Annotated in this window: 11 protein-coding genes; 5 read left to right on the plus strand and 6 right to left on the minus strand. The window is 36.0% G+C overall.

The window, feature by feature from the left end:
• The first annotated feature begins 98 nt into the window (after positions 1–98).
• Complete coding sequence (locus tag R2R71_RS02930) at positions 99–542, plus strand: DUF2721 domain-containing protein (protein ID WP_316829748.1); 444 nt, start codon at positions 99–101, stop codon at positions 540–542.
• Positions 543–603: 61 nt separating this feature from the next.
• Here the strand turns inward: R2R71_RS02930 and R2R71_RS02935 are convergent, their stop codons facing one another.
• The 4 genes from R2R71_RS02935 to guaB all read right to left on the minus strand — a co-directional run bounded on the left by R2R71_RS02935 (position 604) and on the right by guaB (position 6,481).
• Entirely contained in the window at positions 604–1,068 is a 465-nt protein-coding gene (locus R2R71_RS02935) for a MaoC family dehydratase (protein ID WP_316829749.1), read from the minus strand.
• A 74-nt stretch (positions 1,069–1,142) separates the two neighbouring features.
• Positions 1,143–1,736 carry a TIGR00730 family Rossman fold protein gene (locus R2R71_RS02940; RefSeq protein WP_316829750.1) on the minus strand — a complete coding sequence of 198 codons (594 nt, stop codon included), beginning with the start codon at positions 1,734–1,736 and terminating at the stop codon, positions 1,143–1,145.
• Between the two features lie 229 nt (positions 1,737–1,965).
• Positions 1,966–4,545: a TonB-dependent receptor gene (locus R2R71_RS02945; RefSeq protein WP_316829751.1), complete on the minus strand. Its 2,580-nt coding sequence runs from the start codon at positions 4,543–4,545 to the stop codon at positions 1,966–1,968.
• A gap of 466 nt (positions 4,546–5,011) precedes the next feature.
• A complete protein-coding gene (gene guaB / locus R2R71_RS02950; RefSeq protein WP_316829752.1) occupies positions 5,012–6,481 on the minus strand; it encodes an IMP dehydrogenase in 1,470 nt (489 codons plus the stop codon).
• Positions 6,482–6,706: 225 nt separating this feature from the next.
• Between guaB and R2R71_RS02955 the strand changes: the two genes are divergently transcribed.
• Genes R2R71_RS02955 through R2R71_RS02965 form a run of 3 tightly spaced genes read left to right on the plus strand, consistent with a single transcriptional unit; the run spans position 6,707 to position 10,901 of the window.
• Positions 6,707–8,713: a DUF3858 domain-containing protein gene (locus tag R2R71_RS02955; protein WP_316829753.1), complete on the plus strand. Its 2,007-nt coding sequence runs from the start codon at positions 6,707–6,709 to the stop codon at positions 8,711–8,713.
• Between the two features lies 1 nt (position 8,714).
• Positions 8,715–10,610: a DUF3857 domain-containing protein gene (locus R2R71_RS02960; protein WP_316829754.1), complete on the plus strand. Its 1,896-nt coding sequence runs from the start codon at positions 8,715–8,717 to the stop codon at positions 10,608–10,610.
• 9 nt (positions 10,611–10,619) lie between these two features.
• Positions 10,620–10,901, plus strand: a complete 282-nt coding sequence (locus tag R2R71_RS02965) for a pyrimidine/purine nucleoside phosphorylase (protein ID WP_316829755.1) — start codon at positions 10,620–10,622, stop codon at positions 10,899–10,901.
• A 55-nt stretch (positions 10,902–10,956) separates the two neighbouring features.
• Here the strand turns inward: R2R71_RS02965 and R2R71_RS02970 are convergent, their stop codons facing one another.
• Together R2R71_RS02970 and R2R71_RS02975 are read right to left on the minus strand one after the other, a co-directional pair.
• Entirely contained in the window at positions 10,957–12,228 is a 1,272-nt protein-coding gene (locus R2R71_RS02970; RefSeq protein ID WP_316829756.1) for a pitrilysin family protein, read from the minus strand.
• Positions 12,221–13,465, minus strand: coding sequence for a pitrilysin family protein (locus R2R71_RS02975; RefSeq protein WP_316829757.1), 1,245 nt, complete (start codon positions 13,463–13,465; stop codon positions 12,221–12,223). Before R2R71_RS02975 ends, R2R71_RS02970 begins: the two co-directional genes overlap by 8 nt.
• Before the next feature lie 171 nt (positions 13,466–13,636).
• On the opposite strand from R2R71_RS02975, the gene R2R71_RS02980 reads away from it, so the two are divergent.
• Entirely contained in the window at positions 13,637–14,761 is a 1,125-nt protein-coding gene (locus R2R71_RS02980) for a CofH family radical SAM protein (protein ID WP_316829758.1), read from the plus strand.

Below are 14,761 nucleotides of genomic sequence, written 5' to 3' on the forward strand. Positions count from 1 at the left end.
CACTATTCATCAGCAAAAAAATAAGAAAAAAGGCCCGCTTTGCAGTTAAATAAGCAAATATCAGTTTAAAATAATATTTTTGATTTAAACCTTATCGAATGGAGTTAACGGTAAACATTCCTGCACTACTATTTCCCGCAATCAGCCTGATTATGCTGGCTTACACCAATCGCTTTCTGGCTTTGGCGGCACTGGTTAGAAGTTTAAAAGCAAAGTATGAGGAAGGCGAAAAAAACATTGGGTTACAGAACCAGATCAAAAACCTGCGTTATCGGCTAAAATTAATTAAGAATATGCAAGCCTTTGGTGTTTTAAGCTTTTGCCTTTGCCTGTTCTGTATGTTTTTTATTTACCTGGAATGGAATGTTGTAGCGGAAATTCTTTTTGCTTCAAGCCTGATATTTTTTATGGTTTCACTAGTCATATCATTAATAGAAATTCAAATCAGCACAAAAGCATTGGAGTTAGAACTAAGTACGCTGGAAGACCTGGAGGATGAGTCGCTTGGCGGTTTCATCAAAAAGAAGTTTATAAAAGATTAACAGTACCCTATAAGATAATCAGTATAGGTTGCATACTGATTATCTTATAGGGTATTTTATTTTATGTGGTGATGAAGTGGTATAGAAAAACAACTTCTCCCGTAAATGCAGCTTTTTTTTGCCCCTCTATTTCCATTTCGATGCCCATATTTACTTTAGTAACGCCACGTAAATTAACAATTGAAGCAAGTTTAGCCTTTAACCTGATTTTGCTGTTTACAGTTACCGGTTGGGCAAATCTCAAACTTTCAATTCCATAGTTAATTTCCATTTTCAGGTTTCTGATATCAACAATTTCTTTCCACAGGTATGGAATTAATGAAAGTGTTAAATAGCCATGTGCAATAGTTGAGCCGAATGGACCTTCATTTTTAGCTTTTTCTTCATCGGTGTGAATCCATTGAAAATCGAGTGTTGCATCAGCAAATTTATTGATTTGCTCTTGCGTAATGGTATGCCAGGAAGAAACTCCCAGCTCTTTTCCTAAATGTTGTTCAAATTCTGCGTGAGAAGTAATAATTTGCATTGTTATTTATTTTTATCGTCAATTTCTTTACAAATTAACGGTTTGAAAATTGTTTATCTTTTTTAGTTATTCGATTAAGTTAAATTTCTTTCCCTGAACCAAACTTCATCAGGCATTGCAGAAAAGCTATCCATTTTATCAATCAGCGATGAAGCAACAGCTTCATTATAAACCAAATCGCGGTTAGCCGGTTTTAAAAATTTACTTTGGACCATCATCTCCATTTGTTCAAACAATGGATCGTAAAAACCATTTACATTTAATACGCCGATTGGTTTATTGTGTAGGCCTAATTGCAACCAGGTAAGTACTTCAAAAAACTCTTCAAGCGTACCAAATCCACCGGGAAGAATTACAAAACCATCACTTAAATCGGCCATCTTCTGTTTCCGCTGGTGCATATTTTCAGTTACAATCATTTCGGTAACACCCTTATGACCAACTTCTTTATCCATCAAAAACTGTGGAATTACACCAGTAACCAATCCTCCAGATTCTAAAACATCATTCGCAAGCACTCCCATTACGCCTACACTTCCAACACCATAAACCAGCCTTATTCCTTCACCAACTAGTTTTTCTGCCAGTTCTTTAATTGCCTGTCTTAGTTTTGGATCGCCATTAAAATTGGAACCACAATAAACACAAACTGCTTTAAGCTTATTCATTTATTAAAAATTTACCGAAGTTAAGCTTTTATCGTTGTGCTGTAAACTATAATGTTGCACAAAAATTAATTTTAACTTTAATATTTGGAAAAAACAGCTTTGACCCAATCTTTTTAAGTATATAATAATCATTCTAACAAAGTTCTACACTGCTTTATAAAACAAAAAGTGCCGGATAAATCCGACACCTTTCAACCAAATATAAGAGAGAAAAGATTAAGCGCTTAATTTAAAAACTGTAGCGGAATGTTGCACCGTAAGTCCTTGGGTCGCCAAGTACACCGGCATACAAGCCTGAATTGCCTGCTGCAGCCTGCAATTGCTCATAATAGTTTTTATTTGTAAGGTTTCTGCTCCACACAAAAACCGAAAATTTCTCTGATTTAAACCCTAAACGTGCATTAAATAAGGCATAACCCTGAACATTTAACACCGCTGAGGGTGTAGGATTTGAAGAATAAGTAGAACGGTAGCTCGCATCGCCCGCAATAAAATAGCGGCCAGGTTTTGTGGCTAAACTCCCCGGAGTGCTAAACTCTGAACCACCTGAGATATTCCACTTAGAAATGCCCGGAAGTCTTCCGCCAGATGCATCTTTAAAAGCAACCTGTGTTGCTACTCCATTAATGGTTTCGGTATGACCAGTTTCTTCTAAAGGTAACGGTGCATTGGTAAAGGTTACATATTTTCCATCGAGGTAAGCTAATGCCGCATTCAAGGTCAAGAATCTTTCTAACTGATATGTTCCATCAATTTCCAATCCTTTAACATTTACCTTTTCTGCGTTTGCCAGATAGCCTCTGTTTACACCCAATTGAGGCGATTGCACATTAGTTTGGTAATCTTTAATGTCGGTATTGAAAGCTGTAACGTTTAAAATTGTACCTTTGAATGGCTTAGTTTTAAGGCCTAACTCATAATGTTCAACGTATTCTGGTTTTACCACGGCTACAGATAAATCTGCTGCACCTGTCGAAGTCGTTGGCAAGCCACCTACGTTAACACCAACCGGTTTATAAGCCGTAGAGAAAATTCCGTAAACATTTAACTTAGGTGTCGGGCGATAGGAAAGCGTAATATTTCCTGACAAGTTATTGTTAGTTACACTAGTATTAAATTGCTGATTACTGTAAACCGCAGCTTTAAGTGCCAGAAGCGCCGCATCAGTGGTTTGCAAACCTCCGTAGGTAGTCCTGTTATAATCAACATCTTTTTTATCGTAGGTAAACCTTAAACCTGGTAATACATGCAGATTTTTAACAACTTCCCAATCTACCTGACCAAAAACTGCTGTACTTAACGACTTGATAACAGAGTTAGTTTTAATGCCAAAACCATCCAACAAACCAGGTGTAGAATATAGTGCCTGCGACCCGGTATTACTGGTTTGTACAAATCTCCACTGGTCTTTACCAACTTCTTCCGTTTGATCTAAGCCTTTTAAATTCTGGCTTAAGGCAAAAACACCGATTACGCCACTTAATTTCTCGCTGATATTACCTGCATACCTGATTTCCTGAGAATACTGATCATGACGCGAGTTGCCCTGCGATTTTGTCAAAGCTGCCAGCTCCGAAAAATCCCGGTCGTTTGTAGGGTCCCAGTTCCAGAATCTCCATGCCGTTGTCGATGTTAATGTTCCGTTACCGATTTTATAATCAACATTTACAGAAACACCTCCTATCGATTGATTATGTCTCCACGGTGTATTTGTATTTATTTCCCTTGAGAAAGGATCGATTTTAGGTTGCTGATAGCCTAAATCAGAAACAATTCTGGCGTATTGGCGATAAGCGCTTCTTTCTGTTTGTGTAACGCCTGCAATTACCAAAGGATAACCTGCCGGATGTTGAACACTTACATCGCCACTTAGTAATATTTTCAACTTATCAGATGGTGTAAAATACAGCTGCCCTTTAAAACCCAGGTTATTTTGACCACTGTACCTACGTTCTTCCCTTGTATTCCAGATGGTTCCGTCACGCTGTGTGCCCGAAATGGATATTTTAGCGGCAAGATTTTTAGCAACTCCACCAGATACAGATGTTTTAGCTTGCAGGAAGTTATAATTTCCAACACTCATTTCAACTTTCGCACTTGGTGTTTGGCTTGGCTTGGTTGTGGTAATGTTAAAAGCCCCTGCAGTGGTATTTTTTCCGAACAAGGTTCCTTGAGGACCACGAAGCACTTCTATTTGGTCAATATCAAGAAAATCGGTTGAGGTAGCCGCTGGACGAGCGTGATAAACGCCATCAACATAAAAACCTACTCCAGGATCTATACCGTCATTGGTTAAACCAAATGTAGAACCTAAACCACGGATATTAAGTGTTGTATTCCTGGCGTTTGAAGCATATAATTGTACTGATGGTACTAACTCCTTTAAACGATTAACATTAAAAGCACCTGCATTCTCGGCAGCCTGACCACCAATAACGGTTATTGGGATTGGCACATCCTGTAATACCTCCGAACGCCTTCTCGAAGTTACTACAATTTCATCAAGCTGCGTATCTTCTACTAGAACCAATTCCAAAGGCGCTTCCTGAAGTTTCAAAATCTGAAAATCCTGAGGTTTGTAGCCAACATAGCTCACACGAATATAAAATGGCGGTTCTTGTTTAGCGTCGATAGTAAACGCACCGTTTGCATCAGTAACAGTTGCAATTTTGCTTCCCCTTATTGTAATTGTTGCTCCGGGTATTGTTGTGTTATTTGCACCTTTCACTATACCAGTTACTATACTTTGAGCGAATACTGAGCTGGCAGAAAGGGTTAAAAAAAATATGATTAGTATATTTCGTTTCATGATTAAATTAATGTATTTGGGTTAGATTTTTTAGATTATGGCCGCGTTCGGAATGCTTTATTTTGTGAATAAAGGAAGCAACAACAGCTATTTAAATGGTTATTAATGCAATGTTTCATTTTAAAATATATTAATTCTATGGATTTTGTCGACAAATATATTAAAAAAAGACACTTGCCAAATTTTATTTTGCATAATTATTTTCTGGTATGATTGAAAGCGTGGTTATTTGCTAAACAAATGCGTATTGGCGTAGAAATTTTGTTTCATTATTTTATTTCAAGAGATAAAGTAAAATCTTATCAGACAAGAAATGGCTGAAATTGAAACACCCACCATCGCAATAAAAAACGGAGCTATCAATAATGATGCTCCGTTTAAATTTTTTTGAGGTCTAAATGAGCGTTAAAGCTTACCAGACCATATTAAATGAGATTAATAATCTTTCTTGATTAAATGTTGCAGATTATCTTGTATAATTAGGTGCCTCTTTAGTAATCGTGATATCATGTGGATGACTTTCACGCATACCTGCAGCTGTAATTTGAACAAATTGTGCTTCTTGTAAAGCTTCGATATTTGCAGCGCCACAATAGCCCATACTGGCACGTAAACCACCTATGTATTGGTACATCACTTCGGCCAAAGTACCTTTAAACGGCACACGCCCTACAATACCTTCAGGAACTAATTTTTTAATATCATCTTCAACATCCTGGAAATAACGGTCTTTTGAACCTTGTTCCATTGCTTCGATAGATCCCATTCCGCGATAAGACTTAAATTTACGTCCTTCGTAAATAATGGTTTCACCTGGTGATTCTTCAACTCCTGCAAATAATGATCCCGCCATTACTGTACTCGCTCCGGATGCGATTGCTTTTGCAATATCGCCGGTATGTTTAATACCACCATCGGCAATAACCGGTACGCCAGTTCCTTTTAATGCTTTAGCGCATTCGTAAACAGCATATAATTGCGGTACACCAACACCGGCAATAATTCGGGTAGTACAAATTGAACCCGGTCCAATACCAACTTTAACCGCATCGGCACCAGCTTCTGCTAAAAATTTTGCAGCAGCTCCGGTAGCAATATTTCCAACGATAACCTGTAATTCAGGATATTTTGCTTTAACTTCCTTTAATTTATCAACTACACCTTTAGAATGGCCATGGGCCGTATCAATGGTAATTACATCAACACCAGCAGCTACCAAAGCGTCAACACGTAATAAAGTATCAGCAGTTACGCCAACGGCTGCGCCTACACGTAAACGACCACGTTCATCCTTACACGCTACAGGATAATTTTTAACTTTCGAAATATCTTTAAACGTAATTAGACCACTCAGGTAACCATCTTTAGATACTACTGGTAATTTCTCTATTTTATGATTTTGAAGGATTTCTTCAGCCTGTACAAGGTTAGTACCTTCAGGTGCTGTAATCAGATTTTCCTTAGTCATTACCTCTGCAATAGGTCTTGACATGTTTTTCTGGAAACGTAAATCTCGGTTTGTAATAATACCAACCAATTTATTATCGCTGCTTACAACAGGAATACCACCGATTCTGTGCTCTTTCATAATTTTGAAAGCATCGGCAACTACCGCAGTTTCTAGTAATGTAACCGGGTCTTGAATCATGCCACTTTCTGAACGTTTTACCTTGCGAACTTCGTTGGCTTGTCGCTCAATCGTCATGTTTTTGTGTAACATACCAATACCGCCATTTTGTGCAATGGCAATAGCAAGTTCAGCTTCAGTTACAGTATCCATCGCTGCAGAAATCAATGGAACGTTAAGCTTGATTTTTTTCGTTAGAAAAGTGGCTGTATTTACATCACGAGGTAGAATTTCAGAATATGCGGGTACTAAAAGTACGTCGTCATAAGTTAAACCTGTAGCAATAAATTTTGTGGAGTCGAGTTGCATAGCAAATAAATTACGATTTATTATTTGCCAGGCAAAGATACAAAAAAACCAGGAAAATAAAAGTGTAAGGCTGAAAATGGTTAAATATTAAGCTTTGCTGACAAATGGAAGAGGCATTTAATATTATGTTCAGCCAAGCTCTTTTCTGTAAATTAAATCTTACATTTAATTTTAAATATCAAAGAATGTTTTTATTATTGTTATAACCAAACAACTAAAAAATTCATGCGTAAAAACGTTCTCACATTGTTTTGCCTTGTGCTATGCACATGTGCAACAAACCTTATTGCCCAAACAAAGCAAACTGTAAAAAAAGAATTCAAATTTGGCAAAATTTCTCCTTCAGAATTTGATATCAAGGCAACAGGACAAGATTCTTCAGCCGCAGCTATAAAGCTTTTTGATGTTGGAGATTGTTATTTCGAACTAAGTCCTGCATCGGGCAGTTTTATATATGTTTTTGAAAGACACATACGTTATAAAATTCTGACTAAGAATGGTTATGATCTTGCCAATTTCAAAATTGAGCTTTACAAGAACAGTAATTCTGCTAAAGAAGATTTAAATTACATGGATGCTGCTACCTATAATCTGGTTGATGGAAAAATGGTTGTTAGCAAGCTTAATAAAGATGCAAAATTTACCGAAGAGTTTAATAAAAATTATGTGTTTAAAAAATTTGCTTTGCCAAATGTAAAAGAAGGGTCAATCATAGAATTTAAATATAAAATCAAATCAGATTTTATATTTACGCTACGTGGCTGGCGTTTTCAAAGCGATATACCTACAATGTATTCAGAGTACAATGTAAGTATACCAGAATATTTATCTTATAAAACTGATTTAAGTGGTTATTATAGCGTTAATCATACATTACATAAGAGTGAAAATGCCAGCTATGTTACGGGTGTATCGTCAAATGCAATGCATGACCAGTATACCGCAGAAAACTTACCAGCACTAAAAGATGAAGCATTTATCACTACAATTGACGATTACATCCCAAGAATATCGTTTGAATTACTTGCAACACGATTTCCAAATCAGATGTATCAAGACTATACCGGAACATGGCCCAAAATTATTAACAGCCTTGCCTTAGATGAGAACTTTGGTGGATTTGTAAACAAAAACGGCTATGCAAAAACAGTATTACCTAACATACTAAAGGGCGAAAAAGACACTTTAGCTTGTATTAAACTGATTTATAATTATGTTAAAAACAATATTAAATGGAACAATGATTATTCTAAGTATACCTCAGTAGTTAATCCAAAAATTATATTCGAAAAAAAATCGGGATCATCAGCAGATATCAACCTCACACTTCTTAGTTTATTAAAAGAGGCTAAAATTAACGCATACCCTGTTCTACTTAGTACGCGTGATAATGGTGCTCATCCAGGGTATCCAATCATCTCAAAATTTGATAATGTTATTACATTAGCATCAACAGGCAATCGAGCTTACTTTATGGATGCGACGGACCAGGATTTACCTATTGGCATGATAGATTTTGAAAACCTAAGTCATCAAGGATTTTTAATTGATTTTAAAAATATAAGTGGCAATTGGATTTCTACTGAACCAGAATTTGCTCAAGAAAAGACATTTATTTATAATTTAACCCTCGACAAAGAAAACAAGCTTAAAGGGCAAATAAATCAATATTCAAAAGGTTACGCAGCATTAAACTTAAGAAATAGATACCGAAAAACGAATAATGAAATAGAATTCTTAAAAAGTTTTAAAAAAGATAAAAATGGATTGGAATTATCCAACTATAAAATAGACAATTTGGATCTGCTCGATGAAACCTTAACTGAATCTATGTCTGTAGTCATTGAAGACAATGTGGAAGAGGCTGGCAACCTTGTCTATTTTAATCCTTTACTTTTCGAAAAAACTAAGGAAAACATATTTAAGCATGAGGAAAGAAAATTCCCAGTCGACTTCGCTCATCCAATTAAAGAATCATATCGAATAGCATTGAACTTTCCTGAAGATTATGAGATTGATAAGCTACCAAAAAGTGCTGCATATAAATTACCAGATGACAATGGAACTTTTACGATTTCTTATCTTTCGGAAGGTAAAACTTTAATGGTAAAGAGTGTAATTACTATTAATAAAACAATATATGCTCCGGAAGAATATTTTGATCTAAAAGCCCTTTTTAAAGCAATAGTAGAAAAGCAGGCTGAACAAATTGTATTTAAGAAAAAAGGATAAGATGAGGTATTTATTAATTCTATTGATATCATTAACTACACTTAATTTTTCTTCTGCTCAGATTAATTATGATGTAGCAAAAATTACTGAAGACTTAAAAAAAGATGCTGTTGCCGTAGTTAGAAATGAAGAGCAATTTATAGACATTAAAAGTATTGGATCAGCCCAATATGAATATAAAATTGCGATAACCATTTTAAATAAAGCAGGTGATGATTTAGCAGAAATGGAAGAAGTTTATGATAATTTTTCTAATATTTCTAATATCAAAGCTGCTCTTTATGATGCATCAGGAAAACGAATAAAAGAATATAAATCTTCTGATATTCGTGATCAGCTTGCATCAGATGGTTTCTCTCTTTTTCAGGACAACAGAATAAAGTTGTTAAAATTTGTTAGCAATAATTATCCATATACCATTGAATACAGCTTCACTCAAAACTTTAATGGACTACTCACCTTGCCTTCCTGGAGAGATCTTAAAGGCTTTGGCATTTCCACAGAAAAATCGGTATATACCATTCAAAAAAACAAATCATATCAGTTAAAATATTTAACCAGTAATAACCTTAAAACAGATTCGACAGCAATAGGCGATAAAATTCAATATAACTGGAGGAGCAATAATATCCAGGCAATAACCAGAGAACCAATGTCAGCAGGCATTGATAACATTTCTTCTTGGGTTAAAGCTTCCCCCAATCAGTTCGAGTACGATAATACAACTGGAAATTTTGATAATTGGAAAAATTTTGGTTCGTGGATTTATAAATTAAATGAGGGGGGGAATAAACTGCCCGAATCAACAAAAAGCTTGGTGCAAAATTTAATTAAAGATGCGAAAACAAATAAGGAAAAAATTCAGATTCTTTATAACTATTTGCAGCAAAATACCAGATATGTTAGTGTTCAGCTTGGCGTAGGTGGTTTCCGTCCTATTTTAGCAGAAAAAGTTGCGCAGGTCAATTATGGTGATTGCAAAGCTTTATCAAATTTCATGAAAGCACTTTTAAATGAGGCAGGAATACAATCGAACCTTATCATTATTGGAAATGGAATGCCAAGCTTAAATCCAAATTATTCCAGCATAGGTCAGGCAAATCATATGATTTTGTGCATTCCCTCGGAAAAAGATACTACATTTTTAGAATGTACAAGCCAATACAAACCTATGGGCTTTATTGGTTACAGTAACGCTGACCGAAATGTTTTAATGATTACTGAATCTGGAGGTAAAATGGTACGTACACCTGCATTATCCGCAAAAGAAAACTATCAAATAAGAAAAACAAAAATTATTTTGGCAGATGATGGAACTGGAAACCTTGAAATGAGATCAATTTACGGGAACGCTCAATTTGAAGACAATTTCGAATTTACATTATTAGAACCTGTAGAAACAAGAAAAAAAATATTGGAAAGCAGCATGCTTCCGATTGCCGAACTTCGAAGTTTTAAATACCTCCAACCAAATAAAAATACACCTATACTAACTGAAGAATTAAACTTTAAAACCAATCAATTGTTAAGTAAAGGAGGAGACAAACTATTTTTAGTTTTAAATCAGGTTAATAGAAAAGAAAGTGTGCCGCTTAAAGTTGAGAATAGGAAGACACAATTTTCGGTACCATTCAGTTATAATGATGAAGATGAAATAATTTACAACTTACCAACTGGATTGAAAGTAGAATTTATTCCTAAAGACATTACAATTAATTCAGAGTTTGGTTCATACACGGCCAAATTTGTTACTAAAGAAAATACTATTGTGTATACCCGTACACAAACAATGAATGATAAAAAATATCCTCCTGAGAAATATAACGAATATGTAGAATTCTATAAGAAAATATACCAGGCGGATAAGCAAAAAGCAGTTTTAGCAAAAATACAGTAAAATTAGGTTATGATAACTGAAAACCAATACTTCGATGGAAATGTAAAATCGTTAGGTTACGAAAGTGCAGATGGTAAATCAACGATAGGTATAATAAATCCGGGCGAATACGAATTTGGAACAGCCCAGAAAGAAATTATGCATGTTATTGAAGGCGTTCTTAATGCTTTACTTCCTGAACATGATGAGTGGGAATCTTTCGGAACCGGAAGTAAATTTGAAGTTCCTGCTAATTCATCCTTCAAAGTAAAAACAGATATACAGACAGCTTATTTATGTCAGTACAGATAAAAAAAGGGGCTGAAAATTAATTTTCAGCCCCTTTTTTATTCTTACTATTATCAGGTTACTTCTTCCCTACCACCACTTCGGTAAAGCTTGCAGTAGTCAGGTATTTATTAGCTAAATCCTTTATTTCTTCAGCACTTATCGTCTTCACTTTATGAATATAGTTTTCATAATAGCTGTAATCCAATCCCGAGAAATAAATATTCTTGAATTTATCAGCATGTGAAAAGACATTTTCCAGGCTACCTAACATCGAGCCTAACATATAATTTCTCACCAGTTCAAGCTCTTCTGCTTCAACGAGTTCGTTTTTTAGTAAATCTATCTCTTTATAAATTTCAGTTAATGCTGCAGTACAAACATCGGCACCAACCTCTGTCGCAATAAACAAATATCCGGCATTTTTTAAGGATACAATACCCGAACCAATACCGTAAGTATAGCCTTTATCTTCCCGGATATTATTCATTAAACGGGAGCCAAAATAACCACCTAAAACACAGTTTAAAATCTGTAATCCTGCAAAATCCTCGTGTCTGCGGTTAATTGCCAGCTGACCAATACGAATAGCTGACTGCAAAGATTCGGGTTTTTCTTTATAAACCTCATTTGCTTTTGGCGAATCGAAACTGAAATTGTTTTTTGTTGCATCACTTTTTCCCCAGTCCTTACCGAAATGGGTATTCAATAAAGAAAAACTTTCTTCACTGAATTTCCCTGCAACAACTATTGTACAATTATTTGGGGTATAGGCAGCTTTGAAATACGCCAGTAAATCATCACGTTTTACGGCGTCATAATGTTTCAACTGGATATCAACCCCGTAAGCTGTATCACCAAATAAAGCATGAGAAAATTCTTTACGCGAAAGAATATCATTTTTCTGCAAATTGACCTGTAATTTTTGCTTTTGATTCTGGATATAGATATCAAGTTCTTTTTGTGGAAACTGGCTATCAGAAAGCACATCCTTAACAATAGGTAAAACAGATGCAAGATGTTTATTTAAGGAATAAAGGGTTACTGTAGATTGGTCTTGCCCATATTCTGTTTGAAAAAAAGCACCATAGAAATCGATATTCTCGGCAATTTCTTTTGATGATAATTTCCCGGTTCCATTATTTAACATGGCACTAACAGCAATGGCTTGTAATGGTTTGTCAGGATTCCAGTTTACATTTTCGAAAATGAATTCGATTCTTACCAAATCCTGTTCTCCTGAATACACGGTAAACACCGGAACATCATTATCCAGTGATTTTCTTTCAGGTTGAATAAATTTTATGTTGGATACCTGTTTAAAATCAGGTGCCTGCGTACGGTTAAGCATGTTCTTCGGTTAAATAATACAAGGTAGATGATAAGTCTTTATTGAAAGTTTCCTGAGCTATTCTTTGAACATCATCAGCCTCAACCTTCAAATATTTAGCTGCTTCTTCATTTAAAATAGCTGCATCGCCCAGCAATTCGTAGTATGCCAGATTCATAGCTTTATCAAGCAGGCTCATCTCTGAGAAAACCAAAACCGATTCTACCTTATTTTTCACTTTTGTTAACTCCTTATTGCTAACAGGTTCAGCTTTCATTTTCTCAAGTTCTTCCCATATGGCAGCCTCTGCTCTTTCAATCGAAACGCCTTCAACCAGTTTTCCTTCAACGATAAATAAACCGGGGTCTAAACTACTTGAAATATACGCATTGATATCGCTAAATAACTGCTGCTCTTTTAACAAACTGTTATGTAATCTCGACGATTTTCCGCCAGAAAGTACATCTGATAATAAATCGAAAGCGTAATAATCTTTCCCTAATCTACCCGACATCTTAAAAGCGATATATATAGCATTAAGGGGAACATTCGCTTTTACGGTTTCAAACCTTGCTTCAGTTTGTTTTGCTTCCTGACTAAGGTTTCGGTTATATTTTTCGCCTGCTGGAATAGGCTCGAACCATTTCTCAGCAAGTTTTTTAACATCATCTACCTTCACATTTCCACCAACAACCAAAATTGCATTTGTTGGGTTATAATGTTTTTTAAAGAAGGCTTTTACATCACTCATTTTAGCATCTTCAATGTGCGAAAGCTCTTTACCAATAGTTGCCCAGCGGTAAGGATGGGTTTTGTAGGCCAGCGGACGTAATTTCAACCATACATCGCCATAAGGCTGGTTTAGATAGCGCTGTTTAAACTCCTCGCTCACAACATTAATTTGTGTTTCAAGGCTTTTTTCAGAAAAAGCAAGATTCAGCATCCTGTCGCTTTCCAGCCAAAAAGCTGTTTCTATGTTTTCAGCGGGTAAAGTAATATAGTAATTAGTGATATCGTTACTTGTAAATGCGTTGTTTTCACCACCTACGCGTTGCAAAGGCTCATCATAATTCGGGATGTTAACTGAACCGCCAAACATTAAATGCTCAAATAGGTGGGCAAAACCAGTTTTTTCGGCATCCTCATCGCGGGCACCCACATCATACAAAATATTTAAAACTGCCATTGGCGTTGTGGCATCTTCATGTACCAGAACTTTTAACCCATTGGCTAGTGTGAAGCGTTTAAAATCTACCATTATCTAATTTTAGGATTGTAAAGATAGAATTTTAGAAGAAAAATGAGGATGTAAAATGTAAGCTGTGAGACACATTTTATTTTTGAAAGGTTTAACGCTTTTTAACACTGTATTTACCAAAGGCTGACGACTTAGGGCTTGCGACTGACGACTTTTATTTATCTTTGTACTATGAATACAGCCGATTTACTGCAACGGGCATTACATTTCGATTTCTTAAGCCTTGAAGAAGGTGTACATCTTTACCATAATGCCGATACGGCATCTTTGATGTTTGTGGCTAACGAACTCAGGAAAATTCAGGTACCAAGTGGTAAAGTTACCTGGCAAATCGACAGAAATGTAAATACCACGAATGTTTGTATTGCTAATTGTAAATTCTGCAACTTCTTTCGCCGCCCTGGTCACGACGAAAGCTATATTACTGATATTGAAACCTATAAAGTTAAAATAGAGGAAACTTTTCGTTTAGGAGGTGATCAGTTATTGCTGCAAGGCGGTCATCACCCCGATTTAGGTTTGGCATTTTATGCTGATTTATTCAAAAAATTAAAAGAATTATATCCTGATTTAAAACTTCATGCTTTAGGCCCGCCCGAAATTGCGCACGTAGCTAAACTCGAAGGTTTAAGCCATACTGATGTTTTAAAAACGTTAAAAGAGGCTGGTATGGATTCTTTACCTGGAGCAGGAGCTGAAATTTTAAACGACCGTGTTCGGCGTTTGATTTCGAAAGGTAAATGCGGTGGACAAGAATGGCTGGATGTAATGAGGGCTTGTCATCAGCTGGATATTACAACTTCAGCTACCATGATGTTTGGCCATGTCGAAACCATCGAAGAACGTTTCGAGCACTTGGTTTGGATTCGCCAGGTTCAAAGTGAAAAACCTGCTGATGCAAATGGGTTTTTAGCTTTTATACCGTGGCCTTTTCAGGATGACGGAACGCTGTTAAAAAGACTCAGAGGAATCAGCAACAACGTTACTGCCGATGAATACATCAGAATGATTGCTTTAAGCCGTATTATGTTACCAAACATTAAAAATATTCAGGCAAGCTGGCTAACTGTTGGTAAAACAACTGCTCAATTGTGTTTACACGCAGGAGCAAACGATTTCGGTTCGATTATGATTGAGGAAAATGTTGTTTCGGCAGCAGGTGCACCGCACAGGTTTACGGCAAATGGCATTCAACAATCGATAAAAGCAGCAGGTTTTGAGCCACAGCTTCGTGGGCAAAAATACAATTACCGCGATTTACCTGAACATTTAGAAGAACAGGTGATAACTTATTAG

Source organism: Pedobacter aquatilis, from assembly GCF_032678405.1.
Lineage (GTDB): Bacteria > Bacteroidota > Bacteroidia > Sphingobacteriales > Sphingobacteriaceae > Pedobacter > Pedobacter aquatilis_A.

Bases quoted from the DNA above. Each gene is read 5' to 3' on its own strand.
- R2R71_RS02935 (WP_316829749.1), bottom strand. From the start codon at position 1,068: ATGCAAATTATTACTTCTCACGCAGAATTTGAACAACATTTAGGAAAA.
- R2R71_RS02975 (WP_316829757.1), bottom strand. From the start codon at position 13,465: ATGGTAGATTTTAAACGCTTCACACTAGCCAATGGGTTAAAAGTTCTG.
- guaB (WP_316829752.1), bottom strand. From the start codon at position 6,481: ATGCAACTCGACTCCACAAAATTTATTGCTACAGGTTTAACTTATGAC.
- R2R71_RS02930 (WP_316829748.1), top strand. From the start codon at position 99: ATGGAGTTAACGGTAAACATTCCTGCACTACTATTTCCCGCAATCAGC.
- R2R71_RS02955 (WP_316829753.1), top strand. From the start codon at position 6,707: ATGCGTAAAAACGTTCTCACATTGTTTTGCCTTGTGCTATGCACATGT.
- R2R71_RS02960 (WP_316829754.1), top strand. From the start codon at position 8,715: ATGAGGTATTTATTAATTCTATTGATATCATTAACTACACTTAATTTT.
- R2R71_RS02945 (WP_316829751.1), bottom strand. From the start codon at position 4,545: ATGAAACGAAATATACTAATCATATTTTTTTTAACCCTTTCTGCCAGC.
- R2R71_RS02970 (WP_316829756.1), bottom strand. From the start codon at position 12,228: ATGCTTAACCGTACGCAGGCACCTGATTTTAAACAGGTATCCAACATA.
- R2R71_RS02980 (WP_316829758.1), top strand. From the start codon at position 13,637: ATGAATACAGCCGATTTACTGCAACGGGCATTACATTTCGATTTCTTA.
- R2R71_RS02940 (WP_316829750.1), bottom strand. From the start codon at position 1,736: ATGAATAAGCTTAAAGCAGTTTGTGTTTATTGTGGTTCCAATTTTAAT.
- R2R71_RS02965 (WP_316829755.1), top strand. From the start codon at position 10,620: ATGATAACTGAAAACCAATACTTCGATGGAAATGTAAAATCGTTAGGT.